22 protein-coding genes and 1 tRNA gene are annotated in these 23,306 nt (G+C 71.0%); 11 read left to right on the forward strand and 12 right to left on the reverse strand.

From position 1 onward, the window contains the following. The coding region (locus tag HTZ82_RS16300) for a helix-hairpin-helix domain-containing protein (protein ID WP_254711901.1) at nt 1-2,288 on the forward strand (2,288 nt) is incomplete at its 5' end. 116 nt (nt 2,289-2,404) lie between these two features. Here the strand turns inward: HTZ82_RS16300 and HTZ82_RS16305 are convergent. After that, nucleotides 2,405-3,073: a hypothetical protein gene (locus HTZ82_RS16305; protein WP_175410114.1), complete on the reverse strand. Its 669-nt coding sequence runs from the start codon at nt 3,071-3,073 to the stop codon at nt 2,405-2,407. Between the two features lie 47 nt (nt 3,074-3,120). Between HTZ82_RS16305 and HTZ82_RS16310 the strand changes: the two genes are divergently transcribed. After that, complete coding sequence (locus tag HTZ82_RS16310) at nt 3,121-3,309, forward strand: DUF5703 family protein (RefSeq protein WP_175410115.1); 189 nt, start codon at nt 3,121-3,123, stop codon at nt 3,307-3,309. A gap of 91 nt (nt 3,310-3,400) precedes the next feature. Here HTZ82_RS16310 and HTZ82_RS16315 read toward each other — a convergent pair whose 3' ends face one another. The 3 genes from HTZ82_RS16315 to HTZ82_RS16325 form a co-directional block, all read right to left on the reverse strand. Beyond that, nucleotides 3,401-4,261: a chaplin gene (locus tag HTZ82_RS16315; protein WP_175410116.1), complete on the reverse strand. Its 861-nt coding sequence runs from the start codon at nt 4,259-4,261 to the stop codon at nt 3,401-3,403. A 149-nt stretch (nt 4,262-4,410) separates the two neighbouring features. Next, nucleotides 4,411-4,644: a chaplin gene (locus HTZ82_RS16320; protein ID WP_175410117.1), complete on the reverse strand. Its 234-nt coding sequence runs from the start codon at nt 4,642-4,644 to the stop codon at nt 4,411-4,413. 187 nt (nt 4,645-4,831) lie between these two features. Then, the gene (locus tag HTZ82_RS16325; RefSeq protein ID WP_309235515.1) at nt 4,832-6,166 is read right to left on the reverse strand and encodes a M20/M25/M40 family metallo-hydrolase; all 1,335 of its coding nucleotides are present in this window, start codon (nt 6,164-6,166) and stop codon (nt 4,832-4,834) included. Between the two features lie 197 nt (nt 6,167-6,363). Between HTZ82_RS16325 and HTZ82_RS16330 the strand changes: the two genes are divergently transcribed. Then, nucleotides 6,364-6,451: transfer RNA gene (locus HTZ82_RS16330), tRNA-Leu, on the forward strand. Nucleotides 6,452-6,539: 88 nt separating this feature from the next. Here HTZ82_RS16330 and HTZ82_RS16335 read toward each other — a convergent pair. Together HTZ82_RS16335 and HTZ82_RS16340 are read right to left on the reverse strand one after the other, a co-directional pair. Beyond that, a complete protein-coding gene (locus tag HTZ82_RS16335) occupies nt 6,540-7,742 on the reverse strand; it encodes a hypothetical protein (RefSeq protein WP_175410119.1) in 1,203 nt (400 codons plus the stop codon). A gap of 107 nt (nt 7,743-7,849) precedes the next feature. Beyond that, the gene (locus HTZ82_RS16340) at nt 7,850-8,413 is read right to left on the reverse strand and encodes a hypothetical protein (protein ID WP_175410120.1); all 564 of its coding nucleotides are present in this window, start codon (nt 8,411-8,413) and stop codon (nt 7,850-7,852) included. A 137-nt stretch (nt 8,414-8,550) separates the two neighbouring features. On the opposite strand from HTZ82_RS16340, the gene HTZ82_RS16345 reads away from it, so the two are divergent. The 3 genes from HTZ82_RS16345 (at nt 8,551) to HTZ82_RS16355 (ending at nt 11,278) form a co-directional block, all read left to right on the forward strand. Further along, nucleotides 8,551-8,733, forward strand: a complete 183-nt coding sequence (locus HTZ82_RS16345) for a helix-turn-helix domain-containing protein (RefSeq protein WP_175410121.1) — start codon at nt 8,551-8,553, stop codon at nt 8,731-8,733. 114 nt (nt 8,734-8,847) lie between these two features. Continuing rightward, nucleotides 8,848-9,222 (forward strand): hypothetical protein, encoded by a 375-nt coding sequence (locus HTZ82_RS16350; protein WP_175410122.1) that lies wholly within the window; start codon nt 8,848-8,850, stop codon nt 9,220-9,222. Between the two features lie 1,222 nt (nt 9,223-10,444). After that, nucleotides 10,445-11,278, forward strand: a complete 834-nt coding sequence (locus HTZ82_RS16355; RefSeq protein ID WP_175410123.1) for a recombinase family protein — start codon at nt 10,445-10,447, stop codon at nt 11,276-11,278. Nucleotides 11,279-11,361: 83 nt separating this feature from the next. Here the strand turns inward: HTZ82_RS16355 and HTZ82_RS16360 are convergent, their stop codons facing one another. The 5 genes from HTZ82_RS16360 to HTZ82_RS16380 all read right to left on the reverse strand — a co-directional run bounded on the left by HTZ82_RS16360 (nt 11,362) and on the right by HTZ82_RS16380 (nt 14,790). Then, a complete protein-coding gene (locus HTZ82_RS16360) occupies nt 11,362-11,904 on the reverse strand; it encodes a GNAT family N-acetyltransferase (RefSeq protein ID WP_071274946.1) in 543 nt (180 codons plus the stop codon). After that, complete coding sequence (locus HTZ82_RS16365; protein WP_175410124.1) at nt 11,901-12,593, reverse strand: lasso peptide biosynthesis B2 protein; 693 nt, start codon at nt 12,591-12,593, stop codon at nt 11,901-11,903. The genes HTZ82_RS16360 and HTZ82_RS16365 overlap by 4 nt, the downstream gene beginning before the upstream one ends. Further along, nucleotides 12,536-14,242: an albusnodin/ikarugamycin family macrolactam cyclase gene (locus HTZ82_RS16370; RefSeq protein ID WP_309235516.1), complete on the reverse strand. Its 1,707-nt coding sequence runs from the start codon at nt 14,240-14,242 to the stop codon at nt 12,536-12,538. The genes HTZ82_RS16365 and HTZ82_RS16370 overlap by 58 nt, the downstream gene beginning before the upstream one ends. 60 nt (nt 14,243-14,302) lie before the next feature. Further along, nucleotides 14,303-14,431 carry an albusnodin family lasso peptide gene (locus HTZ82_RS16375; protein ID WP_107408137.1) on the reverse strand — a complete coding sequence of 43 codons (129 nt, stop codon included), beginning with the start codon at nt 14,429-14,431 and terminating at the stop codon, nt 14,303-14,305. 134 nt (nt 14,432-14,565) lie between these two features. Continuing rightward, nucleotides 14,566-14,790, reverse strand: coding sequence for a hypothetical protein (locus tag HTZ82_RS16380; protein ID WP_175410125.1), 225 nt, complete (start codon nt 14,788-14,790; stop codon nt 14,566-14,568). 155 nt (nt 14,791-14,945) lie between these two features. On the opposite strand from HTZ82_RS16380, the gene HTZ82_RS16385 reads away from it, so the two are divergent. The 3 genes from HTZ82_RS16385 to HTZ82_RS16395 all read left to right on the forward strand — a co-directional run bounded on the left by HTZ82_RS16385 (nt 14,946) and on the right by HTZ82_RS16395 (nt 18,088). Beyond that, nucleotides 14,946-16,199, forward strand: coding sequence for a helix-turn-helix transcriptional regulator (locus HTZ82_RS16385; RefSeq protein ID WP_175410126.1), 1,254 nt, complete (start codon nt 14,946-14,948; stop codon nt 16,197-16,199). A gap of 14 nt (nt 16,200-16,213) precedes the next feature. Then, on the forward strand, nt 16,214-16,573 hold the full coding sequence (locus HTZ82_RS16390; protein WP_175410127.1) for a hypothetical protein: 360 nt from the start codon (nt 16,214-16,216) through the stop codon (nt 16,571-16,573). Between the two features lie 264 nt (nt 16,574-16,837). Continuing rightward, nucleotides 16,838-18,088 carry an ROK family protein gene (locus HTZ82_RS16395; RefSeq protein WP_175410128.1) on the forward strand — a complete coding sequence of 417 codons (1,251 nt, stop codon included), beginning with the start codon at nt 16,838-16,840 and terminating at the stop codon, nt 18,086-18,088. Between the two features lie 68 nt (nt 18,089-18,156). Here HTZ82_RS16395 and xylA read toward each other — a convergent pair whose 3' ends face one another. Next, the gene (gene xylA / locus HTZ82_RS16400; RefSeq protein WP_175410129.1) at nt 18,157-19,326 is read right to left on the reverse strand and encodes a xylose isomerase; all 1,170 of its coding nucleotides are present in this window, start codon (nt 19,324-19,326) and stop codon (nt 18,157-18,159) included. Nucleotides 19,327-19,456: 130 nt separating this feature from the next. Here xylA and xylB point away from each other — a divergent pair, with 130 nt between their 5' ends. Both xylB and yicI read left to right on the forward strand, forming a co-directional pair. Beyond that, a complete protein-coding gene (gene xylB, locus HTZ82_RS16405) occupies nt 19,457-20,941 on the forward strand; it encodes a xylulokinase (protein WP_175410130.1) in 1,485 nt (494 codons plus the stop codon). Next, nucleotides 20,938-23,208 (forward strand): alpha-xylosidase, encoded by a 2,271-nt coding sequence (gene yicI, locus HTZ82_RS16410; protein ID WP_175410131.1) that lies wholly within the window; start codon nt 20,938-20,940, stop codon nt 23,206-23,208. The genes xylB and yicI overlap by 4 nt, the downstream gene beginning before the upstream one ends. The last annotated feature ends 98 nt before the right edge of the window (nt 23,209-23,306 follow it).

Raw genomic sequence — 23,306 nt, forward strand, 5'->3', positions numbered from 1 at the left:
AGTCGGCGGGCGGTGCCACAGAGGCTGGCGTTGAGACGGCGGCGGAGGGTGCCGACGGGGGCGAGGGCCCGGACGTGGACGGCGAGAACGGTGGGTCGGCAGACGGCAGCACGGCCGCTCCCCCCGGGGGCGGCGCCGACGGGGGCGGTGCCGACGGGGGCGAGGGGACGAGCGTGGATGGTGCAGGCGGTGAGTCGGCGGGCGGTGCCACAGAGGCTGGCGTTGAGACGGCGGCGGAGGGTGCCGACGGGGGCGGAGGGCCGTCCGAGGCCGAGGCCGAGCTGGCGGCGCAGCGCGAGCTGCGGGAGCGGATCGAGCGGCGTAAGGCGGAGAAGGCCGGACCCATCGAGAGCGGCCGCAAGCTGAGCGGGTCGGCCGCCGATCTGCTGGCGGCGGTGCGGGCGGTGGAGAGCGGCAAGAAGCCGGGCGACGCGTTCTTCGCGCCTGCTCCGGTCCCGGCCGCCCCGGTGCCGCGGCCGGCTCCCGCTCCGGCTCCGGTGGCGGCTCCCGTGCCGGCGCCGGTGCCCGCGCGGGCGGCGGGCGAGGCGTCGCCGGAGACGGTGGCGTCCGTACGGGCGGTGCTGGAGGAAGGCGGGGCACCCGCCGCGCCGGCCGCGCGGGTGGCGGCCGTGCTGGGCGAGTCGGCGGCCGGTCTGCTGCGCCAGGACCCGTGGCTGCTGCTCTCGGTGCCCGGTGTGGCGCCGGAACAGGCGGACGGGTTCGCCAGGGCGCTCCTGGGCGACGCGTGCGGCCCCGGGGATGCCCGGCGGACGGACGCACTCGTGGGGTGGGTGTTGCAGCGCGCCGCGCGGCAGGGGCACACGGCGCTGGACGCCGCCGAGGTGCGGGCGGCGCTCGCCCGGCAGTCCGTACCGGACCCGGAGGAGGCCGTGCGGCACGCCGTCGACGAGGGCGTCGTGCTGGTGTTCCACGACGGGGCCGAGGAGGACGCGGAGGAGGCCGAAGAGGCCGAGGAGGCGCAGGACGCCCCGGCGGAGCCCGTACCGGTGCTGGTGGGCCTCGACCGGTACGCGCTGGCGGAGGAGAGCCTCGCCGACGGGCTGGGCCGGCTGGCCCGGAGCGGCCCGGACCCGAGGTGGGCCGACGTACCGCCCTCCGAGCTGGCCCGGGCGGTCGCCGCGAGCGGCCTGGTGACGCACGCGGGCGGCGAGGCCGCCCGGGCGGAGCCGGTCGCGCTGGCGGAGGCCGCGCGGAGGCTCGGGCTGCGGGCCGCGGTGGCCGTGCACAGCGAGAACGGCCGCCGGAGGCTGGGCCCCGATGTGGCTGCCGTGACGGTCGCGGCGCTGCTCGCGGGCGCGTCGGGTCAGGGGCGCGACGAGGACGGGGCGCTCGCCCTGGACCTGCTGGTGGTGCTGGACGCGCCGCAGCTGGACGTCGAGACGGCCGCGATGCTCGTGGAGTCCGTACCGGACGGCTGCCGGCTGGTGCTGAGCGGCGACCCGCACGTGCTGCCGTCGGCGGGCGCGGGCCGGGTGTTCGCGGACCTGCTGACGGCGGGGCTGTGCCCGCGGGTGACGTCCCGTGTGCCGGACCCGGGCCCGATCGGCGAGCTGGTGTCGGGCATCGGCATCGGTGAGCTGAACCGGGTCGAGGCGCCCGGCCGGGAGGTCGTGATCGTCCCGGTGCGGGACGCGGGCGAGGCGGTGCACCGTACGGTGCAGCTGGTCGCGGACTCGGTGCCGCGCGCGCTGGGTGTCCCGGCGGAGCAGACGCAGGTGATCACGGTGGGCCACGGCGGGCCTGCCGGGACCCGCGCGCTGAACGCTGCGCTCAAGCAGCGCCTCAACCCGGGGCCCGGCCGGTTCGGCGGGTTCGACCCGGGCGACCGTGTGGCGTACGCGACGGCACCGGGCCGTACGGCGCAGGGCACGGTGACGTCGGCGGACGCCGACGGGCTGCACCTGGACTGCGAGGGCGGCCCGGTCGTCGTGCCGAAGGACCGCGTCGAGTCGACCGTCCGCCACGGCTGGGTGCTCACCGCGCATCAGGCGGCGGGGATGCGCTGGCCGGCGGTGGTGGCCGTGCTGCCGGGCGACGCGGCACAGGCACTGAACCGGAGCTGGGTGTACACGGCGTTCAGCCGCGGCGAGCGGCACCTGTCGGTCGTCCACGGCGTGGACCAGGCACTCCCCCGCGCGGTGGCCGCCCACCCTCCGACGCCGCCGCGCACCACCCGCCTGCGCGCCCTCCTGGAGCCCCTGACCGCCCCGGAGCCCGAACCCGAACCCGGACCGGGACGGGGACCGGGAGCCGATCCGCAGGCCTGATCCACACGCGCCGATTCCCGGGACGGCTCCGTGCCGCCCCGGGCGGGCGGGTGCGTGCGCCGCCCCGGGTGCTCAGGGGTGGGTGTCGTGGGTGCCGTAGGGGCGTCGGTGGGCCGTCAGTGGGGGCCGGGCCCCGGCGGGAGGTCCTCCTCGTAGAGCTCGTCCTCGTCGAACACGGCGCTGACGTCGAAGCGGCAGACGACACGGCCCGGGTCGGCCTGGTCGAAGGGGGTGCTCAGCCATTCACCCGGTTCGGGAAGATCGTCGGCGGCGGCCACCCACAGGGTGGAGTCGCCTTCCTCCAGGCCGAACTCCTTGTGCCGGGACGCGATCTCGTCCGGCTCGTACTCGCCGAACAGCACGCCCAGCGCCGCGTGGACGCTGGTGCCCACGACGGCGGCCGCACCGGCCGTCCCGTCCTCCTCGTCGGCGCGCTCCACGTCGGCGATGCGCTGTGCCTGGGCCAGCAGGCGCTGCGGCTCCGCCACCGCGTAGTCGCGGCGGATCAGGACGCTGACCGCGTTCGGCTCCTCGGGACCCGTGTAGGGCGGCAGGGTGTCCTCCACGCCCGGGATCTCGAAGGGGGTGACCTCGTCGTAGCGGTCGTAGAGCCGCTCGTCGTACGCCTCGGCCGCGGCGGCCAGGTCGTTGAACGCGGCGTAGACCGCCGGGTCGTCGTCACCGGTGCGGTTCTCGACCGCGGCCAGGTGACGGTCCAGTGCGGCTTTGACCGCCTCGGCGGCGGCGCGTACCTCGGCAGCGGTGGGCTGCGCAGCATCAGACATACTGCAGACGCTATCCGTACCAGGGCCGTGCACGCACAATAGATGCGATGCCGGAATACGAATTTGTCGACGTGTACGTGCCGCGAGGGGTCTCCCGTAAGGAGGCGACGCGGCTGCTGACCGACCACGCGGAGTACGGGCACTGGGAGTTGGACCGCCTCAGCCTGCGGCGGGACGGGAGCCGCAAGGTGCGGCTGCGCCGTCGCATCATCCGCCAGGTGCGCGCCACCTGGTGATCAGCGGGGCGCGACAGCCCGACAAGCAGGACGGAGCGGGGCCCGCGGGTGCGGGCCCCGCTCCGTTGTGTGCGCGGGCGGGTGCGGTCCGTTACGCGGACTTGCGGGCGCGCCGGTAGAGGACCGTGCCGCCGAGCAGCGCGGCGGCGCCGAGCGGGGCGAGCAGCTCGATCGGGGCGGCGCCGGTGTGGGCCAGCTCGTCGACGCCCTTCGGCGGGGTGACGCCCTGGGGGGCCGGGTTGTTCGGCTCGATCGGCGAGCCGGGCTCACCCGAGTCGCCGGGGCCGCCGGGCTTGCCGGGCTCACCGGGCTCGCCCGGGTTGCCGGGCTCACCGGGGTTCCCCGGGTTACCGGGCTCGCCGGGGTTACCGGGCTCCCCCGGGTTGCCCGGGTTGCCGGGCTCACCCGGGTTACCGGGCTCGCCGGGGTTCCCCGGGTTGCCGGGCTCACCCGGGTTGCCGGGGTTGCCGGGCTCACCGGGGTTCCCCGGGTTGCCAGGGTTCCCCGGGTTTCCGGGGTTGCCAGGGTTTCCGGGGTTGCCCGAGCCGTTGGCGCAGCTGTTGCCGAACGCCGGGTTCAGTCCGCCGACCACGTTGACGCTGTTGCCGCAGGCGTTCACCGGCACGTTGACCGGCGCCTGGACGTTGTTGCCGGACGCGACGCCCGGCGAGTCGCTGGTCGAGCCGTTCGCCTGGGCGCCGCTCGACGTGTTGGCGCACTTGTTGCCGAACGAGGGGTTGAGCGCCCCGACGACGTTGACGGTGTTGCCGCACGCGTTCACCGGCACGCTGACCGGCGCCTGGACCGAGTTCCCGGACGCGACACCGGGGGAGTTCGACGCGGCTCCGTTCGCTCCCGCTCCCGTGGTCGCCTGTGCGTATCCGCCGCCGAGGGCGAGCACGCCGCCCGCGGCCGCCACAAGGGTCAGACCCTTGCGCGTGACCTGTCGCATAGCTAGTTCCTTGCCTTCTTGGCTTCCGATTGCCTCCGGGCACCTCGCACGGAGGCCGAATGCCCACCGGCCTCGGAGCGCATGGCGCGCGCTCCGAGGCCGGCCGGGCTCAGACCCTCAAGGGTCGAGACTCAACGCCAGGCGAGAGCTCAGGCGTTGACGCAGGTGTTGCCGAAGGCGGGGTTCAGCAGCCCGATGATGTTGACCGTGTTGCCGCAGGCGTTGATCGGCACGTGGACCGGCACCTGGACGACGTTGCCCGAGATGACACCGGGGGAGCCGACGGCCGCACCCTGGGCGCCCGCGTCGGCGACGGCCATGCCCGCGCCGGCCAGCACCAGACCGCCAGTGGCAGCCGCAGTCGCGACAACCTTCTTGATCATTATTCCTCCTTGTTGGCAATGCGGTCCCAGCCGCGGACCGCACCACCTGTAACGAGGGGGAAGGAAGCGGGCTACGAGGCGAAGGCGCCGTTCACCCTTTTCGGTCAGACGTGCACACGCGGGCGATTAATTGGAGTGTCGTTTGAGCCGACTTTCGGCTCAGCTCACTCGGCTCGGCCCACGCGGCTCAGCTCGCGTCGATGAAGCGGTCCAGGACGCGGACGCCGAACTTCAGGCCCTCGACCGGCACGCGCTCGTCGACGCCGTGGAACATGCCGGCGAAGTCCAGCTCGGGCGGCAGCTGGAGCGGGGCGAAGCCGAAGCAGCGGATGCCGAGGTCGTCGAAGGACTTCGCGTCCGTGCCGCCGGACAGCATGTACGGCACGGCCCGGGCGATCGGGTCCTCGGCCCGCAGCGCGGTCTGCATGGCGTCCACCAGGTCGCCGTCGAAGCTGGTCTCCAGCGCCTTGTCGGCGTGCACGTCCTCGCGCTTCACGCGGGGCCCGAGCAGCCGGTCGAGGTCGGCCAGGAACTCCTCCTCGTAACCCGGCAGGAAGCGTCCGTCGACGTGGGCCGTGGCCTGGCCCGGGATGACGTTCACCTTGTACCCGGCGCCGAGCATGGTGGGCGCGGCCGAGTTGCGGAGGGTCGCGCCGACCATCTTGGCGATGCCGCCCAGCTTGGCGAGGGTCGCCTCCATGTCCTCGGGGTCGAGCGGTGTGCCGAGCGCGTCGGACAGTTCGTCGAGGAAGGACCGCACGGTCTTGGTGACCCTGACCGGCCAGGTGTGGCGGCCGAGGCGGCCGACGGCCTCGCACAGCTCGGTGATGGCGTTGTCGTCGTTGGTCATCGAGCCGTGGCCCGCGGTGCCGTCGACGGTGAGCCGCATCCAGTGCATGCCCTTCTGCGCCGTCTCGACGAGGTACAGGCGCAGCTGCTCGTTCACCGTGAACGAGAAGCCGCCGACCTCGCCGATCGCCTCCGTGACGCCGTCGAAGAGCCCGGGGTGCTTGTCGACGAGGTACCGGGCGCCGTACGTGCCGCCCGCCTCCTCGTCCGCGAGGAACGCCAGGACGATGTCGCGGGGCGGCTTGCGGCCGCTGCGCATGCGGTCCCGTACGACCGCGAGGGTCATGGCGTCCATGTCCTTCATGTCGACGGCGCCGCGCCCCCAGACGCAGCCGTCCGCGATCTCGCCGCCGAACGGGTCGTGCGTCCAGTCGGCGGCGTTGGCCGGTACGACGTCGAGGTGGCCGTGGATGAGGAGCGCGGGCCGCGAGGGGTCCTCGCCCTCGATCCGGGCGACCGTGGAGGCGCGGCCCTTGTGGGACTCGTAGATCTTCGGGTCGAGGCCGACCTCGGCGAGCTTCTCGGCGACGTACTCGGCGGCCGCCCGCTCCCCCGGGCCCGAGTGGTCGCCGTAGTTGCTGGTGTCGATCCGGATCAGTTCGCTGCAGAGGCCGGCGACCTCGCTCTCGCCGGCGCCGGTCCTGGACGGGTTCGACTCGCTGACGCTGCTCACGCTGCTTCCTCCCGCGTCGGTGCTGTGGTCTCGCGCCATCCTCCTCCTGCGGTCCGCCCATCCCAAGGGCGCACCCCTGCGGACCGGGGCGGGACCGGGGCGGCCCCGGGGCGGGACCGGGGGCGTGATCGAGCACGCCGAATGTTTGCTATGGTTTTCCACGTCGGAACGGCCGGAGGCCGCGAGACAGACACCTTGTCCGGGTGGCGGAATGGCAGACGCGCTAGCTTGAGGTGCTAGTGCCCTTTATCGGGCGTGGGGGTTCAAGTCCCCCCTCGGACACCAGCAGAGACCCCAGTTCACCTGGGGTTTTTCTGTTTCTCCGGCTGTGGCGTGACCAACCACGTGACCAACAGCCGAGCGAACTTCCTGGTCAGACCAGGGATGACAGGCCGAGACGGCTGGCACTGGAAGCGGCCAGCTTCTTCGCTCCCTCAGCGCGACGCCTGCCGTACCGCGCCATCGTGTAGCCCGGCGAGTGATGCCGGGCGTTGGCCGAGACCTCTACCGGGTTCTCGTGGGCGTCCAGATCGTTCGTGATCTTCGACGCCCGCCAGTCGTGCAGCCGGAAGTTCTCCGGCAGGTGCAGACGGTTACGTGCCGTCCGCCAGCGAGCCGACACCTTCTCGGGGTCCTGCGGCCCGCCTGCCTCACCCCGGTACAGCTTGAAGCCGTCGCGGGCGAACACGAGGTCATGATCCACCCATAGATCCCCCAGCCGTTCCCGCTCCGCGTCCTGGCGTTCCTTCTGCCACTTGAGGACGTTCATCAGGGCTTGGTCTACGTAGATGATCGCGTTGTCGTCTCCGTCCTTGGTGAGCTTGCGCAGCCGGTAGGTGTTGCCCTCCTCGACCACGACCCAGGCCAGTTCGATGGCGCACTCATCCCAGTGGATGAGCGACCACTTCCACCCCAGCACTTCGCTACGGCGACACGAGGTGGCCGCGTAAGCGGTCCACAGCGGGGCGTCCCGAAGGCAGTGGTGGGTCAGTCCGCCGTCGCACGCCCGGTTGCCGCACGGCTTCCAAATCTCCCGGAGGAAGTGCGCCGTCTCGTGATCGTTGAGGGTCGGGAAGTCCGGCTGTGCCGCCTTGATCTGCCGCTCGGTCGGCGGGTTTGCCGTGTGGGCCGGGTTGACCGTGAGGAGTTTCCTCGGTCCGGTCACCGAGTCCAGCGCAGCCGAGATGATGTTGTGGATGTGGCGGACGCTCTTGGGGCCGAGCGGCTTGTTGCCGTTCGCCTCGATGGGCGTGCTCTCCAAGAGCCGGTACAGCTCGTCCAGCCGCTCGTCCGTCACCTCCACCACCTTCACCCTGCCGATGTGCGGCTTGATGTGCAGCCGGATCTTCGGCTCATACCCCTCCCTCGTGGTGTCCTCGCCCCGATGCTTGGCGAGCCAGCCGTCCATGAGCTGTCCCATGGTCATGTCGGAGCGAGGTGTGAGGGTGCCCGCCTCGTGGTCGGTATGCCACTTGCGCAGCGCCCGTTCCGCCTCGGTCTTGTTCTTGTACTCCCGGCCTATCCAGTAGCGCTCCCTCTTGCCCGTCGCCGGGTTGAAGTGCAGGGGCGTACGCACGCCCCAGGTATTCGGTCGGCCCGTGCGCGGGATCTCCACCGGAGTCCCACCGAGCCCGTTGCCGCGCTTTGCCACCCGGCTAGTTCCCCCTCGCTCTGTCCCAGCCGCTACGGCTGTCGCACGTTGCTGACACTGGTCCTCTTCAAAATCTCGGCCGCCTTGTCCGTGAGCTGTCCGCCCGGCTTGCCTTCGACCTTGGTCAGGAAGCCGCGCTGTCGCGCCGCTCGAAGGTGGCCCTTCAACGTGGCCTGCTTGGTACCGGTGACGTATTCGAGCGACTGAATGGGAGCACGTTCGCCGATCTCAACCACGCGCACGTAGAAGGCGGAGAGGAACGCGAGGTACTCGTCCGACAGCCCCTTGGGCAGGCCGGCCAGCTTCTCGCGGAACTCCTCGACTTGGTGTTGGCCAGCAAGAGCCTGCTTCGCCAGCGGCCCCACCTCTTCCGCGAACGCGGCCGTGTCGATCTGTCGCAGGACCGTGCTGGTGATGCCGCGCGCTACCTCTTGCGGGTCGGCTTCCTCGTGCGGCTCGATCCGGATTTCGCGGGGGTTGCCCGAGGTGGAGTCGAGCGGAAGCCACATGGTGACCTTCCACGCCCCGATGCGCTGGACCTGTTCGACGCCCGCACGGGGCGCAGCGCCGCCCACGTGATCGTTGGTGTTCGTCATGGCCGACAACGTACGGAATTCAACCGCAACAGGCAAGTCAGGGTGTGCCGCATCCGGGTTTGACTGGACCGGACTGATAACTCAGGATGGGCAGCCCGAGGGGGAACCGACCCCTCCGCTAACCGAGGAGCCGTCCTTTGCGGAACACCCGCCTGATGAGCGTCACCGACCTGGCCGAATACCTGGGCGTGACGCACGCGTGGGTCTACAACAACCACCGAGCACTCAACATCCCCGCCTGCAAGATCGGCGGACACCTCCGCTTCCGGCCATCTGACGTAGAGCGCTGGCTTGAGCAGGAGTGCCGGGCCGCTGCCTGATCTGAGTCCCAACCCGAAGCCAGTCCGATGGCTGGCAGTGCCTACCAGAAGGGAGCACATGCGAACCACCGACTACCGGCGCACACCGCGCCCCATGGGAAGGACCACAGATCAGTGCGCATCGACTTCGGACCCGGCATCGAGTGGGGCGGCCTCTCTCAGGCGCAGTGCGAACTCATGGCCAGGGACGACCGGCACCCGCTGGCATACCGCGTGTACTTTTCCGCCCTGTGGAAGGCGAACCAGATAGGTCACGCCGAGTTCCGCATGGGTGAACTCGCCACGATCCTCGCCGGTGAGGGCGGAGTCATCCCGTCCAGGCAGAGCGTCACGAACGCGGTCGGGCGAGCCAAGGCACTGGACCTCATCGGGCACGACTCAACCGTCCGATGCCTCACCCTGCCCCACCGCCACTTCCAGAAGGGCGGCCGGGGTGGCCGCAAGTGCAGGGTGCACGGTGACGCCACGCCCTGGGCGCGGGCTTCCTGAACGCCCGCCCTCCAGACCGACACACGCCAGGTGTACAAACACGCGGAACGTACACGCCAGGCGTGGCGGAGGGAAACGCCGCCCGTGTCGTGGTACGCCATCTGACCTGCGAAAACGTTCGCTGCTCTTTATCTATCTCAGCAGGTTCTTAGCCTCATCGGCCTTGATGCCCGGCCCCTGCCGGGGCCGACAGGGCGAAGCGACTTACGTACGTACGTCAACGGCGAGACGTACAGGTGCAAGGTGAAGGGTCTACGTCATGAGCGGCCCCGAAGGGGGCCGACATCGTGAAGCCACTTACGTGCAGCGGCGAAGCGAAGGAGGGGCGCGGCAGCGCCCCCATGGGCGAAGACCCAGCGGCGAGAGCGTGAGCAGGGAGGGCGGCCGTTCGGCCGCACAGTCGGAAGCCGCTTCGACACAGCGGCCCCGAAGGGGCCGACAACAGGAAGACCAGGAAGCCAGCCAGGTGGGGCGCTGCCGCGCCCCCATAGCGCGAAGCCCCTTCGACTTGCAGCAAGGGGAGTGGGCCGCTTGCGCGGCCACAGGGCGAAGCCACTTACGGCAACCCTCGAAAGCCCTCGTTCTCATGCAGGCCCCGAGTGCCGGCCAGGCCAAGGGCAGTGCTCCCACCTGCTACTTCTTCGCCGCTGCCCTACCTCGCCACTGCCATGACGAGGTCTGGAACCGTGGCAGGATCTGAGCTGCCAAGACATGGCGGTCGGGCAAGGCCCCTTCAGGGGGTCATACCCCCACCCCTTCGCCGTCGCCTCGCTGCGTCTCGGCTGTCCGCCTCGCCGTCGCCCCTGCAAAGGACTCCGTCTTCCCTCCGCCGTTGACAGGCTTGCCCGTGCCACTGACAGGCGAACGGCTGTGCGTCTCTGTGAGTGGCGACAGGCCGCACGACTGGCGAGGAGTCGAGAGCGAAGCGGCAGGCAGGGAGGCAGGCGCACAGCCTCACGGCGGGCAGGCAGTCAGGACAGAGGGCAAGTCCAAGGCAGGGCGCACCAGCGCCCCACTGCCGAAGGTGCCGAGCACGAGCACCAGGACCACGGGCAACGCGGAGAGTGATCACGACCGGGCGTCTCAAAAACCGTCGATAGTGAGACGCTCGGCGCGGCATCGGGCCGTGTCCGTTTCGCCCTCACTCTCGCATCTCGAAACCCGTCTCAAAAGATCCGTCTCACCACTGGCTTTCGAGACACGTTTATGAGACGTTCTGATCATGACCACGAACAACCCGGCCGATCAGGTCGAGCGTCACCCCTGCCCGAAGTGCGAAGCCCCTGCCGGTAGCCCCTGCCGTACGGGAGCGGGCAAGGTGGCAGCCAGCTACCACACGGGGCGCTTCGCCCTCGTGCCGTCCCTGAAGGCGGAACTCACCGTGAAGACCCCGGCCGACCGTAACCCCGGTAAGCGGTGGGTACAGGGTGATCCGGTACCCGTGGTGTCCGAAGCCGTACCGGGCGCAGCGATCCGACTGGGCTATGCCAGGTGCAGCACGGTCGGGCAGGAACTCCAGAGCCAGTTGGACATGCTTGCCCGTGCCGACTGCACGCGGGTGTTCTCGGAGAAGATCAGTACGCGTGTGAAGGAGCGGCCGGAGTTGGAGAAGGCGTTGGCTCTGGCGCGGGAGATCAAGGCAGCCGCGCCGCACCAGCCCGTCATCCTCACGGTGGTGGAGATGAAGCGTCTTGCCCGCAACGCGGCGGAACTCATGACGCTGTCCTCCACCCTGCAAGCGGACGGCGTCCAACTGGAACTCCTGTCCGGTCCGTTGCAGGGTGTGTACGACCCGAACGGGGCGGGAGCCATCGTGTTCGCAGTCCTGGCCGTGGCCGCCGAGGTGGAGCGGGAAGGCATCCGGGAGAAGACGTTGGAAGGGCTGGACACTGCGGCCCGCAAGGGCAACCACGGTGGGCGCCCCTCCGTCGTGGACGACGACAAGCTAGCCGTAGCCCGTGCCAGGCACGCCAAGGGAGAGAGCGTCACCGCCATCGCCAAGGCCCTGGGGATCTCCCGAGCCACCTTGTACCGGCACATCGGTGAGAGCGCCTAGAACAGGCGCACAGGGGTACGGAAGCCGGACGCCAGGCCCCGGCGGAGGGAAGCCCGCCGGGGCTCCGGGATCAGTTCGTCACGTCAGGGGGCAGCGGGGAATTCTTCCGCTACCGCGTCCATCAGGAGTTCATCGCAGGGGCGACCGCGCCAGTAGCCGGACTGGCGCAGGCGCCCGGCGGGTTTGAACCCGGCCTTCTCATAGGCGGTGAGCCCTGCCGCGTTGGGCTCCAGTACCTTCAGCCAGACCATCCGCAGCGCGGCGTACTCGAATGCCCACCGCAGCGTCAGGGCCGTCGCCTCCGTGGCCAGCCCTTTGCCTCGCGCTTCCGGCGCGAGCAGGATGACGTACTCGGCGGTCCGTACGGCTGAGTCGATCTGGAGCGTTGTGAGACCGACCGGAGTGCGCTCCTCAGTCGTGATCACCTCGAACTGGGGGAAATCCCGGTTCCGTCCGGCCGCTTCCCATCCGCCGGCACGGACCTCCCAGGACTGGGGGACCTGTGTCCCGAAGCCCAGGATCGTGCCGGGGTCGTTCTCCCAGCGGTGGTAGTCGGGCAGGTGGTCGCGGTCCGGCATGGCCAGGCTGACGCGCTTGCCCGGGAGCAGGATGTACGGGTCGGTCATCGATACCTCTTCGACGTTGGCTCTGGCCCGTTGATGGGCGAGTAGTCCCCAGTCTGAGCCGGTTCCTCGATGGGCTGACCGTGAACGTCACAGATCCACGCGTGCATCCGAATCGGATCGGTGGCGACGCCGTGCCGCCAGGCTCCTCCACGACCGCCAGCCGCCAGCAGGAGCGCGGCTGTCGTGGACTCCTCCAGACATGCGACACGGGCGGGGAACAGGCGCGCAGCCCAGCGGACTGACCGGACTGCCAGGCTGGCGTGCGCCCGGGTCGGGCGAGGGAGGTTGCGGCCTGCTTCTGCCAGCCGTACCAGGCGACCGAAGCTCGTGCGCCCTCGTCCCAGATGGCGCGTTGCGAGGGTGCCCGCGAGAAGCACGCTCGCCGCGATGCGCCACGACCACGGGGGCGGCGCCGGAGCGTCCAGCCGAGCGGATGACTCACTCGTCCCCCATGAGGTTTCCGAGGGACGGACTGTGACAGGGGCCGGTGCTTCGCTGTGTTCCAGGCGGTCGAGCCAGCGCGAGAGGGAATCGCCGGTAAGGACCACGGTTGTTCCGGTCTGGTAGTTGACGACTACGCCCGCCGCTCCAGTCAGTGCGGTACGGGTGTGACGGCTCGGAGCGGGGACGTTCACGGCCTGTCCTCCCAGCGGACTCGTTCGGTCGCGGTGTCGCTGACACGTAGCCATAGCTCGGTGCCGAGCAGCGGTTCGATTAGTCCCCAGGGGACGTCCACCCCGAGCACCGCGCGCCGGAGAAGGGAGCGGAGGACTGCCGGACGTACCAGGCCGAGGTCCACCAGGTGCCCGTCAGCCAACTCCAGGACGTTCGCCTGGTTAGCGCGTAGGCCGTGGTGGTGGTCCACCGCGAACAGCCCTTTGGAGCCGCGCCGCACAACCTCCCCGGGCAGGAGGCCCACGACCGCATCGGCAAGCAGCGGCTTGTACCGGCGGGCCGACCATCGGTCCGAGGCAGGGACCGACATCACCGCTTCCAGAACCCGGGCGTCCGTGTACGGGTTGTGCATCTCGATGCCGTACGCCCCGGCAAGCTGGTTCTCCGTCGCGGCGGTACGGCCGACGTACCGTGCTTCGGCGAGAAGGTGGCGGTCGGCGTAGCCCAAGCCGTCAACATCCGTCTCCGGCGAGATGACCGACGCGGCCAGGGTGGTCGCCTGGTGGGTGAGCCAGGGCTTCGGGAGCGCCACGCCTGCCAGCCGATCGGGCGCGCTCCAGGCCGCTGTCACGGCAGGCCAGGGGCTCGAACGGTAGAGGCGGCCCCACGCCTGAGCATCACGCGCTAGGCGGACAAGGCGGCCGGAGCGGACTAGGTCTGCCAGGTGGACCGGCGGCGGCATGAACAGGGTGTCGCCGCCATCCCCGGTCAGATGCACAGAAGCACCCTCTTCCGCCAGTAGAGCGAACTCGTGGCAGAGCTGCGCGACGGTCACGGCGGAGGGTGCCGGCTCGTCGGTCAGGACCAAGGCGTCCAGGTCGGTGAACGGAAGGTGTTCGCGGCCCAGGGCCATGAACCGGTGCCGGATGGAGGGAAAAGCGCGGGCGACAGTGCGCGCGTGGTCCACGTCTCCACCCGACTCCCGGTCCTTGGGGTGGAAGGTGACCCCCAGGACTGGTCCGCACTGCGCCGCATAGGCCGCGAGAGTGCTGGAGTCCAGGCCGCCGGACAGGTCAGAGGAGACTTCCCGCCCTCTCGCCCGGATCAGCACGCCGTCCGACAGGTCGAGTCGTAACCTTTCCACCGCCTCCGACCACGTGAAAGAACATGGCCGCCAGTACGGCACGGAGAACGGCGACCCGTCACGCGGAGCCGTCCACCTGTGGCCCGGCGGTATCTGCGCTACGCCCGTCCACGCCGACCGCCCCGGGACACAAGCGGTCGGGTGTGCGAGGTGGGCTGCCAGCCAAGCCGTGTCCGGCCGACTCCCCAACAGGGAGGCGAGCGCCAAGGAACTGGAGGCCCACACGGGCACGCCATCGACTTCTGCCACGTACAGGGGGCAGGAGCCTGCCGGGTCGGCCCACAGGGTGAACGATCCCGCGCCGTCGTCCAGGGCAAGGGCATAGGAGCCAGACCAGGCCGATGCCGCCGCGTCGAAGTCTCGCAAGTCCGTGGAGCGGGCCAGCCGCTCCAGTTCCGGGTTCGTCGCTCCGCACGGGCCGAACACCGCCAACCTCCGCCCGTCCTTGCTCTCCGCCTGGCGCACCGTAGCGCCCACGGTCCAAGCGTCCGGCTTCTGCCATAGGGCATGAGCACCCACGGGTCTCGGGGCCTTGCCATAAGGGGCGAGTGTCCCGCCGAACCAATGCAATGCCGTCACCTCCTTCTGCGAGTGGGAAAGGGCGCGGCGGCACCCCCGCAGGAATGCCGCCGCCGGGCGTCAGGCCCCGTAGGGCGAGCGCTTGTTCTCCACGCTGGAGTTGGTGTTGCCCTTCGTCAGACGCGTCGCGTCCTCCAGGGTCACGACCTCCTCCTCCGGCTCGGTGTCGAGCTGAGAGCGGTTCTCCATGGTGTTCACCTCCGTCCGAAATCCGTAGGGCGTGGAGGGGTGGCGTCCCCGCCACGGTGGTACAACCTCCCGGTGCGAGTGCTGCGGCCCGGGAGGAGCGTGGGCCGGATCGCTTGGTGATCCGCGCAGGTCCCTCAGCCGGTCGTTTCCTGGTCCGGTACCGACCGATCGACCGGGGGCGACACGAGGTCTTCCAGTTCGCTGTGCTGAGTCACGGTGACCCGGAGGAGGAACAGAGCCAGGACGTGGCCCAGCGCCCAGGTGGCGGTCAGTGCCGATCCGATGGGGTCGTGCCGTTCCCCGCGATGCCGACCCTTGGCCTGGCCGGACCCGAGATCCACGTCGTTCTCCGCTGCCATGTCCGCACGCCTCCGCAGGTTCACCACCGTGTCCGTTTGCGACAACCCCAAGAAAAGCGGAGGGAGTCCAAGCGCTCCACGGCATCAATGCGGCAGTCTTGATGCACCTCCGTGCACGGGGGTGCCACACGTTCAGGTCAGGGGAAGGGGCCGTCATGGGACTGGCTGAACGGCGCAAGGCCCTGGGCTACAGTCAGGAGAAGTTGGCCGAGTTACTCGGGGTGGACCGCACCACGGTCGGGCGCTGGGAGAGCGGCAGGATCAAACCTCAGCCACCGCAGCGACGGGGCTTGGCCATCGCCCTCGAAGTCACTCCCACCGAGCTTGACGCCCTCCTGACGCAGCCACGAGCAGTCAGCCAGGAGGCCACAGGGCACCAGTCCAGTGACCACCCAGGCGCGGGAGACCCCGACGAAATGATCCGCCGCGAATTCCTCCGCATCCTCACCGTCAGCGGAGCCCTCACCGCCCTGCCGTTGGATGAGGCGGAAGCCCTCACCGAGGGAGTACGCAGGGGCGCACCTGCCGACTTCACACGGATGAACAGCCACCTGTGGCAGGTCTACCAGCTAGCCCGCTCAAAAGGCTCCGTCTACCCCATCGTCCGCGACCAGCTCTCGACACTGAACGAAGCCCTGGCGGACACCCGAGGCAACTCCCGCCCTCTCCTGAACGCGGCAGCCGATCTCTTCCAACTCGCCGGAGAAGTCGCCTTCGACGCCAACCGATACGCCGACGCGGCATCGTCCTACTCCCTGGCGGCATCCGTCAGCAAGGACGCCCGAGCCTTCGACCTGTGGGCATGTGCCCTCGTGCGGCACGCCTACGTGGACGTGTACGAACACCGATACGAGCAGGCGGCACAGATCCTCGGAGCGGCGGAGAGACTGGCCCAGCGGGGAGACAGCAGCCTCGCCACCCGTCACTGGGTCGCCGCTGTCCAGGCCGAGGCTTACGCCGGCATGGGCGACCTGGCCTCGTGTGAGCGCGCGCTGGATGAGGCCGAGCGGGTGTTGGAACTGGGCACGGACAGCGCCAACGGGGGCTGGCTGCGCTTCGACGGCACGCGGTTGGCCGAGGAACGGGGAGCGCGCTACGTACAGCTCGGCCGCCTCGACCTGGCAGAAGAGACCTTGAAGCAGGCACTGGCCCAGACCGCCCTTGCCTCTGGGCAGTCGTACCGGCGCAGGGGTGCCGTACTGGCCGACCTTGCCGCCGTCGGGGCGAAGCGGCGTGACCCCGAACAAGTCGTCGCGTACGGGCGGGAAGCCATCCGGTTGGCCCAAGCATCATCGTCCGGGTACGTCGCCCGTAGACTCCAAGCCCTGTGCGATGAGTTCGGCCCCCTGAGCAGAGACCGCCGGGTAGCGGAGCTGGGGGCGGAGATCGCCACGCTGAGCACGCCGTGACGAGAGGGGTTGGCATGTCGCAGGTCGAAGGCGCACGAGTGTTCCGGGAAGCCTGGATCGAAGGAGTGCACCGCCACTTCCCAGGGGAGCCGAAGCCCGGGTACGTCACCCCCTGGGAGGACACGCCCCAGTGGGAGCGCGAGGCCGCAGGCGCCGTGTATGAGCAGGTCCGCCAGTTCATCGAGATCAGCGGCGGTCACACGGCGAACCTGTCTCGTGAGCAGAAGGGCCGGTTCGTGGCGGTGTGCTGGACAGCGCAGATGTTCAAGCACTTCGAGGACCCCAAGCCGGGGTACGTTGCTGACTGGCCCGACCTCCCGGCGTGGCAGCAGGAGACCGACGCCGATATCTTCGAGGTCATCGAAAAGTCCTGATCAGGGCCAGGGCCGAGGGTTGGTCACGTGACCAACGCATGACCAACAGGGGCCGGAACGCGCCTGAAACAGCAGGAAAGAACAGGAGAAACGCCCGCCGAAACTAAGCCTGTCAGCGGGCGTTTCCCCAGGTCAGAGCGGTTGGGGGCTGGTGCCCGAGTGGAGAGTTCAAGTCCCCCCTCGGACACCATCGCCGAAGGCGCCGTCGTGATCACGACGGCGCCTTCGGTGTTTCCCGGGGGCTCGCATAGGCTCGGCGGCACGATGAAGAACACTCTGGATCCGCTGGAGCCCAAGGCCGACAAGGCCACCGTGCGGCGGCACAACCTGAGTCTGGTGCTGCGGGCCGTGCACGACGAGGGCGAGGCGACCCGGGCCGCGGTGGCGGCGCGGGTGGGGCTGACGCGTGCGGCGGTGTCGTCGCTGGTGGAGCAGTTGCTGGCGGGCGGGTTCCTGACGGAGTCGGGCAAGACGTTCAGCGGGCACGCGGGTCGGCCGGGTACGGCGCTGCGGGTGGCGCGGACCGGGCCTGCCGGTCTGGGCGTGGAAGTCAACGTTGACTACGTGTCCGTGTGTGTGGTTGATCTGGCCGGTACGGACCGGGTGCGGCTCACGGAGCACCTCGACAACCGGGAGGTGCCGCCGGGCGAGGTGCTGGCGCGTGCGGCGCGGATCGCGGCGCGGACCCTGGAGTCGGCGGCGGAGCAGGAGCTGTACCCCGCGGGCGTGCGGCTGGCGCTGCCGGGTCTGGTGTCGGGGGGCACCGTGCGGCAGGCGCCGAACCTGGACTGGAGCCGGGTCGCGGCGGAGGACCTGTTCGGGCGGGCGCTGGGCGCCCTGCGGCCCGGTCTGGGGGCGCTGCCCGTGGGCTCCGAGAACGAGGCCAACGCGGCGGCGCTGGCCGAGCTGTGGTTCGGGGACGGGGCCGCGGCGGAGCGGACGCGGGTGCGGAGCTTTCTGTATCTGTCCGGTGAGATCGGCGTGGGCGGTGCCCTCGTCGTCGACGGGGAGCTGCTGCGCGGGGCGCACGGATTCGCCGGTGAGATCGGGCATGTGGTGGTGGACGCGGAGGGCCCCGAGTGCCGGTGCGGTTCGCGGGGCTGCCTGGAGCAGTACGCCGGGCAGGCGGCGCTGCTGCGGGGCGCCGGGATCGACGAGGACGCAGGCGGGCCGGGGGTCGCCGAGCTGGAGCGGCGTGCCGGGGCCGGTGACGCCCGGGCGGTGACGGCGCTGGAGCGCGCGGGGCGGATGCTGGGGCTCGTGGTGTCGGGCGCGGTGAACCTGCTGGACCCCGAGGCTGTGGTGCTGGGCGGGGTGTTCCGGCCGCTGATGCCGTGGCTCGGGCCGGCGGCGGACGGGGAGCTGAGCCGGCGGGTCGTGTCGGGGCTGTGGCCGGCGGGCGGCGGGCGGCTGCGCGCGTCGTCCTCGTCGGGCGACGCGGCGCGGGGCGCCGCCGCGCTGGTGGTGCGGGACGTGGTGGCCGATCCGGTCGGGTACGCGGAGCGGGTGGGGTAGGCCCCTGGGGGCTGCGCCCACGAGCCCATGCCCTGGGGGGCCGCGCCCCCCAGGGCTGAAATCCTCGCTCAGCGGGTGGCGAGGAGGTGTTCCATCGCCAGCTGGTCGAGGCGTTCGAAGGCCATGGAGCGCTGGGCGGCGGCCTCGACGTCGAAGGTCTCGTACGCCGTCGGGTCGGCGAGCAGGGCGGCCAGGCCGTCGTCGGCCGTCGGCCGTGCCAGTTCGGGGAGGCGGGAGGCGGCCAGCGCCTCCTGGACCTCCGGGTCGGCGCGGAAGGCGGCCGCGCGGGACTTGAGGACGAGGTAGTTGCGCATGCAGGCGCGGGCGGACTCCCAGACCCCGTCGAAGCCGTCGGTGCGGACGGGCTTGAAGTCGAAGTGGCGGGGGCCGTCGTAGCCGGCGGTCTCCAGGAGGTCGACGAGCCAGAACGCCTGGCGGAGGTCGCCGGCGCCGAAGCGGAAGTCCTGGTCGTACTTGATGCCGGACTGGCCGTTGAGGTCGATGTGGAAGAGCTTGCCGGCCCACAGCGCCTGGGCGATGCCGTGCGGGAAGTTGAGGCCGGCCATCTGCTCGTGGCCCACCTCGGGGTTGAGGCCGACGAGGTCGGGGCGTTCGAGGCGCTCGATGAAGGCCAGGGCGTGGCCGACGGTCGGGAGGAGGATGTCCCCCCGGGGCTCGTTGGGCTTGGGTTCGATGGCGAAGCGGATGTCGTAACCCTGCTCCGTGACGTACTGGCCGAGGAGGTCGAAGGCCTCCTTCATGCGGTCCAGGGCCGCGCGGACGTCCTTGGCGGCGCCGGACTCGGCGCCTTCGCGGCCGCCCCAGGCGACGTAGATCCTCGCGCCGAGTTCGACCGCGAGGTCGATGTTGCGGAGGGTCTTGCGGAGGGCGAAGCGGCGGACGTCCCGGTCGTTGGCGGTGAAGGCGCCGTCCTTGAAGACAGGGTGCGTGAAGAGGTTGGTGGTCGCCATGGGCACCTTCATGCCGGTGCGGTCCAGGGCGTCGCGGAAGCGCTTGACGGCGGTGTCGCGTACGGCGTCTGAGGAGCCGAACGGGATGAGGTCGTCGTCGTGGAAGGTCACGCCGTGGGCGCCGAGCGCTGCCAGGCGTTCGACGGTCTCGACGGGGTCGAGGGCGGGGCGGGTGGCGGCGCCGAAGGGGTCGGCGCCCTGCCAGCCGACGGTCCACAGACCGAAGGTGAACCTGTCGTCGGGGGTGGGGGTGAAGCGGTCCGGCATGTCCTCGCACCTCGGCTGTCGCAGATTTGTTTGGTTTGATTACTAATAGCCTATGGCTGGCTCCTCGCCAAGGGTGCGCGGCTGTCCACAGCCCTGGTGGCGGCGAATTTGTTTTGTGTACGATCAAAAAATGGACTCCGTAGTGATCGGCGTGGACAGCTCCACGCAGTCCACCAAGGCGGCCGTCGTGGACGCCGCGTCCGGACGGCTGCTCGCCGTGGGCCGTGCCGGGCACACCGTGACCGGACAGGGCGGCGCCCGTGAGAGCGATCCCGAGCAGTGGTGGGCGGCGCTCGCGGAGGCCGTCGGTGCCGGGCTGAAGGAGGCCGGGACCGATCCGCGCGCCGTCGCCGGCGTCGCGGTCGCCGGCCAGCAGCACGGGCTCGTCGTGCTGGACGCGGAGGGGCGGCCGCTGCGGGCCGCGCTGTTGTGGAACGACACGCGTTCCGCGCCGCAGGCCGCCGCCCTCACGCGCGGGCTCGGCGGGCCCAGTGCCTGGCTGGAGCGGACCGGTTCGGTGCCGGTGGCGTCGATGACCGCCGCCAAGTGGCGGTGGCTGTGCGAGAACGAGCCACGGACCGCCGCGGCCGCCGCCGGTGTGCGGCTGCCGCATGACTTCCTGACCGAGCGGCTGGCCGGGGTCGCCGTCACCGACCCCGGGGACGCGTCCGGCACGTGCTGGTACGCGACGGCGACCGGCGCGTACGACGCCGAACTGCTGGGCCTGCTGGGCCTGGACGCCGCGCTGCTGCCCGAGGTCGCGCCCACGGGCGGCACCCGGGCCGGGTCGCTGACCTCCGCGGCCGCCGATGCGCTCGGGCTGCCCGCCGGGGTGGCCGTCGCGGCAGGGACCGGCGACAACATGGCCGCGGCCGTCGGGCTCGGCCTGGGCGCGGCCGGGCTGCTGGACCATCCGGTGCTCTCGCTGGGCACGTCGGGCACGGTGTTCGCGGCGACCCGGTCGCGTCCGGCGGCCGCCGCGCTCGCCGGGTTCGCCGCGGCCGACGGTCCCGGCACGTATCTGCCGCTGGGCTGCACCCTGAACTGCACACTCGCCGTGGACAAGGTGGCCGCGCTGCTCGGCCTGGACCGCGAGGACGCCGCGCCGGGCGGTGAGGCCGTCCTCCTGCCGTACCTCGACGGTGAGCGCACTCCCGACCTGCCGGGCGCCTCCGGGCTGCTCACCGGGCTGCGGCACACCACGACACCGCAGCAGCTGCTCGGCGCCGCCTACGAGGGCGCGGTGTTCACGCTGCTGCGCGCCCTGGAGCAGCTGCCCGGGGCCGCGGCCGACGCCGGTGTGCCGCTGCGGCTGATCGGGGGCGGCGCCCGGGGCCGTACGTGGGTGGAGACCGTACGGCGGCTGTCCGGGCGGGCCGTCGTCCTGCCCCACAGCACCGAACTGGTCGCGCTGGGCGCCGCCGCGCTGGCCGCCGGAGCGGCCACCGGGGACGATCCCGTGCGCATCGCCACCGCCTGGGGCACGGGCGACGGCGAGACGCTGCCGCCGACGGAACAGGACCGTGCCGCAGCGGCCCGGATCGGGGCCGTGTTCGACGCCGCGGCCGACGGGGCCGCTTCCGCTCTTCTCACCACCACACAGGGACACCGATGAAGTTCACCGACGGCTTCTGGCTGATGCGCGAGGGCGTACGCGCCTCGTACGCGACCGAGGTGCGCGATGTGCACATCAGCGACGACCACTTCACCGCGTACGCGGCGGTCAAGCGGGTCGAGCACCGGGGGCACACGCTCAACTCGCCCCTGCTCACGGTGGAGTGCTTCTCGCCCGCCGAGGGCGTGATCGGCGTCCGCGCCACGCATCACGCGGGGAAGGCCGACCGGGGGCCCGAGTTCGCGCTGCCCGGGGCCGACACGGGCGGCGGGGGCTTCGCGCGGACCCGGCGGGACGGCTCCGCGACCGAGCTGACGAGCGGACCGCTGACGCTGCGCCTGGACCGGGAGGGGCCGTGGGGTCTGGAGTTCCTCGACGGGGAGGGGCGGCGGCTGACGGCGGCCGGGCCGAAGGGCACCGCGTTCGTCGTGGACGCGGACGGGGCGCACCACATGGTGGCGCAGCTCGCGCTGGGCGTCGGCGAGAACGTCTACGGGCTGGGTGAGCGGTTCACTCCGTACGTGAAGAACGGCCAGACCGTCGACATCTGGCAGGCGGACGGCGGCACGAGCAGCGAGCAGGCGTACAAGAACGTGCCGTTCCATCTGTCGTCGCGGGGCTACGGCGTGTTCGTGAACCATCCGGGGCGGGTGTCGTACGAGATCGGCACGGAGTCGGTCGGGCAGGTGCAGTTCAGCGTCGAGGACCAGTCGCTGGAGTACTACGTGGTGGCGGGCCCGACGCCGAAGGAGGTGCTGTCCCGGTACACGGCGCTGACGGGGCGGCCGGCGCTGCCGCCCGCGTGGTCGTTCGGGCTGTGGCTGACGACGTCGTTCTGCACGTCGTACGACGAGAAGACGGTCACGTCGTTCGTGGACGGGATGGCGGAGCGAAACATTCCGCTGTCGGTGTTCCACTTCGACTGCTTCTGGATGCGCGAGTACCAGTGGTCGGACTTCCAGTGGGACCCGGAGACGTTCCCGGACCCCGAGGGCATGCTGGCGCGGCTGAAGGAGCGCGGGCTGCGGATCAGCATGTGGATCAACCCGTACATCGGGCAGAAGTCGACGCTGTTCGCGGAGGGCGCGGCGCTCGGGTATCTGGTGAAGCGGCCGAACGGCGACATCTGGCAGTGGGATCTGTGGCAGGCCGGGATGGCGCTGGTGGACTTCACCCGGCCGGAGGCGCGGGCGTGGTTCAAGTCGAAGCTGAAGGTGCTGCTCGACCAGGGCGTCGACTGCTTCAAGACAGACTTCGGGGAGCGGGTGCCCACCGATGTGGTGTGGTGGGACGGGTCCGATCCGGAGCGGATGCACAACTACTACACGCAGTTGTACAACGCGTGCGTCTTCGAGCTGCTGGAGGAGGAGCGGGGCGCCGGCGAGGCCGTGCTGTTCGCGCGGTCGGCGACGGCGGGCGGGCAGCAGTTCCCGGTGCACTGGGGCGGTGACTGCTTCGCGTCGTTCGAGGCGATGGCGGAGTCGCTGCGGGGCGGGCTGTCGCTGAGCCTGTCGGGGTTCGGGTTCTGGAGCCATGACATCGGCGGCTTCGAGGGGACGCCGGAGCCCGACGTCTTCAAGCGGTGGCTGGCGTTCGGGCTGCTGTCGTCGCACAGCAGGCTGCACGGGAACATGTCGTACCGGGTGCCGTGGGAGTTCGGGGACGAGGCGGTGGAGGTGGCGCGGCAGTTCACGGAGCTGAAGCACCGGTTGATGCCGTACCTGTACGGGGCGGCGGTGGAAGCGCATCGGACCGGGGTGCCGGTGATGCGGCCGATGCTGCTGGAGTTCCCGGACGATCCGGGGTGCCGGGGGCTGGACCGGCAGTACATGCTGGGGCGGGATCTGCTGGTGGCGCCGGTGTTCTCGGGGGACGGGGAGGTGGAGTTCTATGTGCCGGAGGGCGTGTGGACCCATCTTCTGACGGGTGAGCGGGTCTCCGGGCCGGGGTGGCGGAGGGAGCGGCACGGGTTCGACAGCCTGCCGCTGTATGTGCGGCCGGGGGCGGTGGTGCCGCTGGGGGCGGATGACCAGCGGCCGGACGGGGAGTGGCTGGAGGGGCTGACCTTGCTGGTCCAGCCGGATGCGGAGGGGGTTTCGGTGACGGTGCCGGATCTTGGTGGGGCGCCGGCGGCGACGTTCACGGTGGTGCGGGACGCGGGGGTGGTTCGCGTGACGGCGGTCGGCACGGAGCGGGAGTTCCGGGTGCGGGTGCCGGGGCTTGGCTCCGCGCGGGGGGCGGGGGAGGTTGCCGTACCGGTGCGGTGACGCGAGGTGCCGGGGCGCGGCGCGGGGACGGTGCGGGCGGCCGGTTCCTTGTGCCCACCCGTTCCGCCCTGCGGAACGCCTGCCCACAAGGAACCGGC

The organism is Streptomyces sp. TRM64462 (genome assembly GCF_013362995.1).
GTDB lineage: Bacteria > Actinomycetota > Actinomycetes > Streptomycetales > Streptomycetaceae > Streptomyces.

What these genes read in the sequence shown, in the direction of transcription:
- HTZ82_RS16305 (WP_175410114.1), bottom strand. Translation starts at nt 3,073, where the DNA reads ATGTCTGATGCTGCGCAGCCCACCGCTGCCGAGGTACGCGCCGCCGCC.
- HTZ82_RS16310 (WP_175410115.1), top strand. Translation starts at nt 3,121, where the DNA reads ATGCCGGAATACGAATTTGTCGACGTGTACGTGCCGCGAGGGGTCTCC.
- HTZ82_RS16315 (WP_175410116.1), bottom strand. Translation starts at nt 4,261, where the DNA reads ATGCGACAGGTCACGCGCAAGGGTCTGACCCTTGTGGCGGCCGCGGGC.
- HTZ82_RS16320 (WP_175410117.1), bottom strand. Translation starts at nt 4,644, where the DNA reads ATGATCAAGAAGGTTGTCGCGACTGCGGCTGCCACTGGCGGTCTGGTG.
- HTZ82_RS16340 (WP_175410120.1), bottom strand. Translation starts at nt 8,413, where the DNA reads ATGACGAACACCAACGATCACGTGGGCGGCGCTGCGCCCCGTGCGGGC.
- HTZ82_RS16355 (WP_175410123.1), top strand. Translation starts at nt 10,445, where the DNA reads ATGACCACGAACAACCCGGCCGATCAGGTCGAGCGTCACCCCTGCCCG.
- HTZ82_RS16360 (WP_071274946.1), bottom strand. Translation starts at nt 11,904, where the DNA reads ATGACCGACCCGTACATCCTGCTCCCGGGCAAGCGCGTCAGCCTGGCC.
- HTZ82_RS16365 (WP_175410124.1), bottom strand. Translation starts at nt 12,593, where the DNA reads ATGGCTACGTGTCAGCGACACCGCGACCGAACGAGTCCGCTGGGAGGA.
- HTZ82_RS16375 (WP_107408137.1), bottom strand. Translation starts at nt 14,431, where the DNA reads ATGGAGAACCGCTCTCAGCTCGACACCGAGCCGGAGGAGGAGGTCGTG.
- HTZ82_RS16380 (WP_175410125.1), bottom strand. Translation starts at nt 14,790, where the DNA reads ATGGCAGCGGAGAACGACGTGGATCTCGGGTCCGGCCAGGCCAAGGGT.
- HTZ82_RS16385 (WP_175410126.1), top strand. Translation starts at nt 14,946, where the DNA reads ATGGGACTGGCTGAACGGCGCAAGGCCCTGGGCTACAGTCAGGAGAAG.
- HTZ82_RS16390 (WP_175410127.1), top strand. Translation starts at nt 16,214, where the DNA reads ATGTCGCAGGTCGAAGGCGCACGAGTGTTCCGGGAAGCCTGGATCGAA.
- HTZ82_RS16395 (WP_175410128.1), top strand. Translation starts at nt 16,838, where the DNA reads ATGAAGAACACTCTGGATCCGCTGGAGCCCAAGGCCGACAAGGCCACC.
- xylA (WP_175410129.1), bottom strand. Translation starts at nt 19,326, where the DNA reads ATGCCGGACCGCTTCACCCCCACCCCCGACGACAGGTTCACCTTCGGT.
- xylB (WP_175410130.1), top strand. Translation starts at nt 19,457, where the DNA reads ATGGACTCCGTAGTGATCGGCGTGGACAGCTCCACGCAGTCCACCAAG.
- yicI (WP_175410131.1), top strand. Translation starts at nt 20,938, where the DNA reads ATGAAGTTCACCGACGGCTTCTGGCTGATGCGCGAGGGCGTACGCGCC.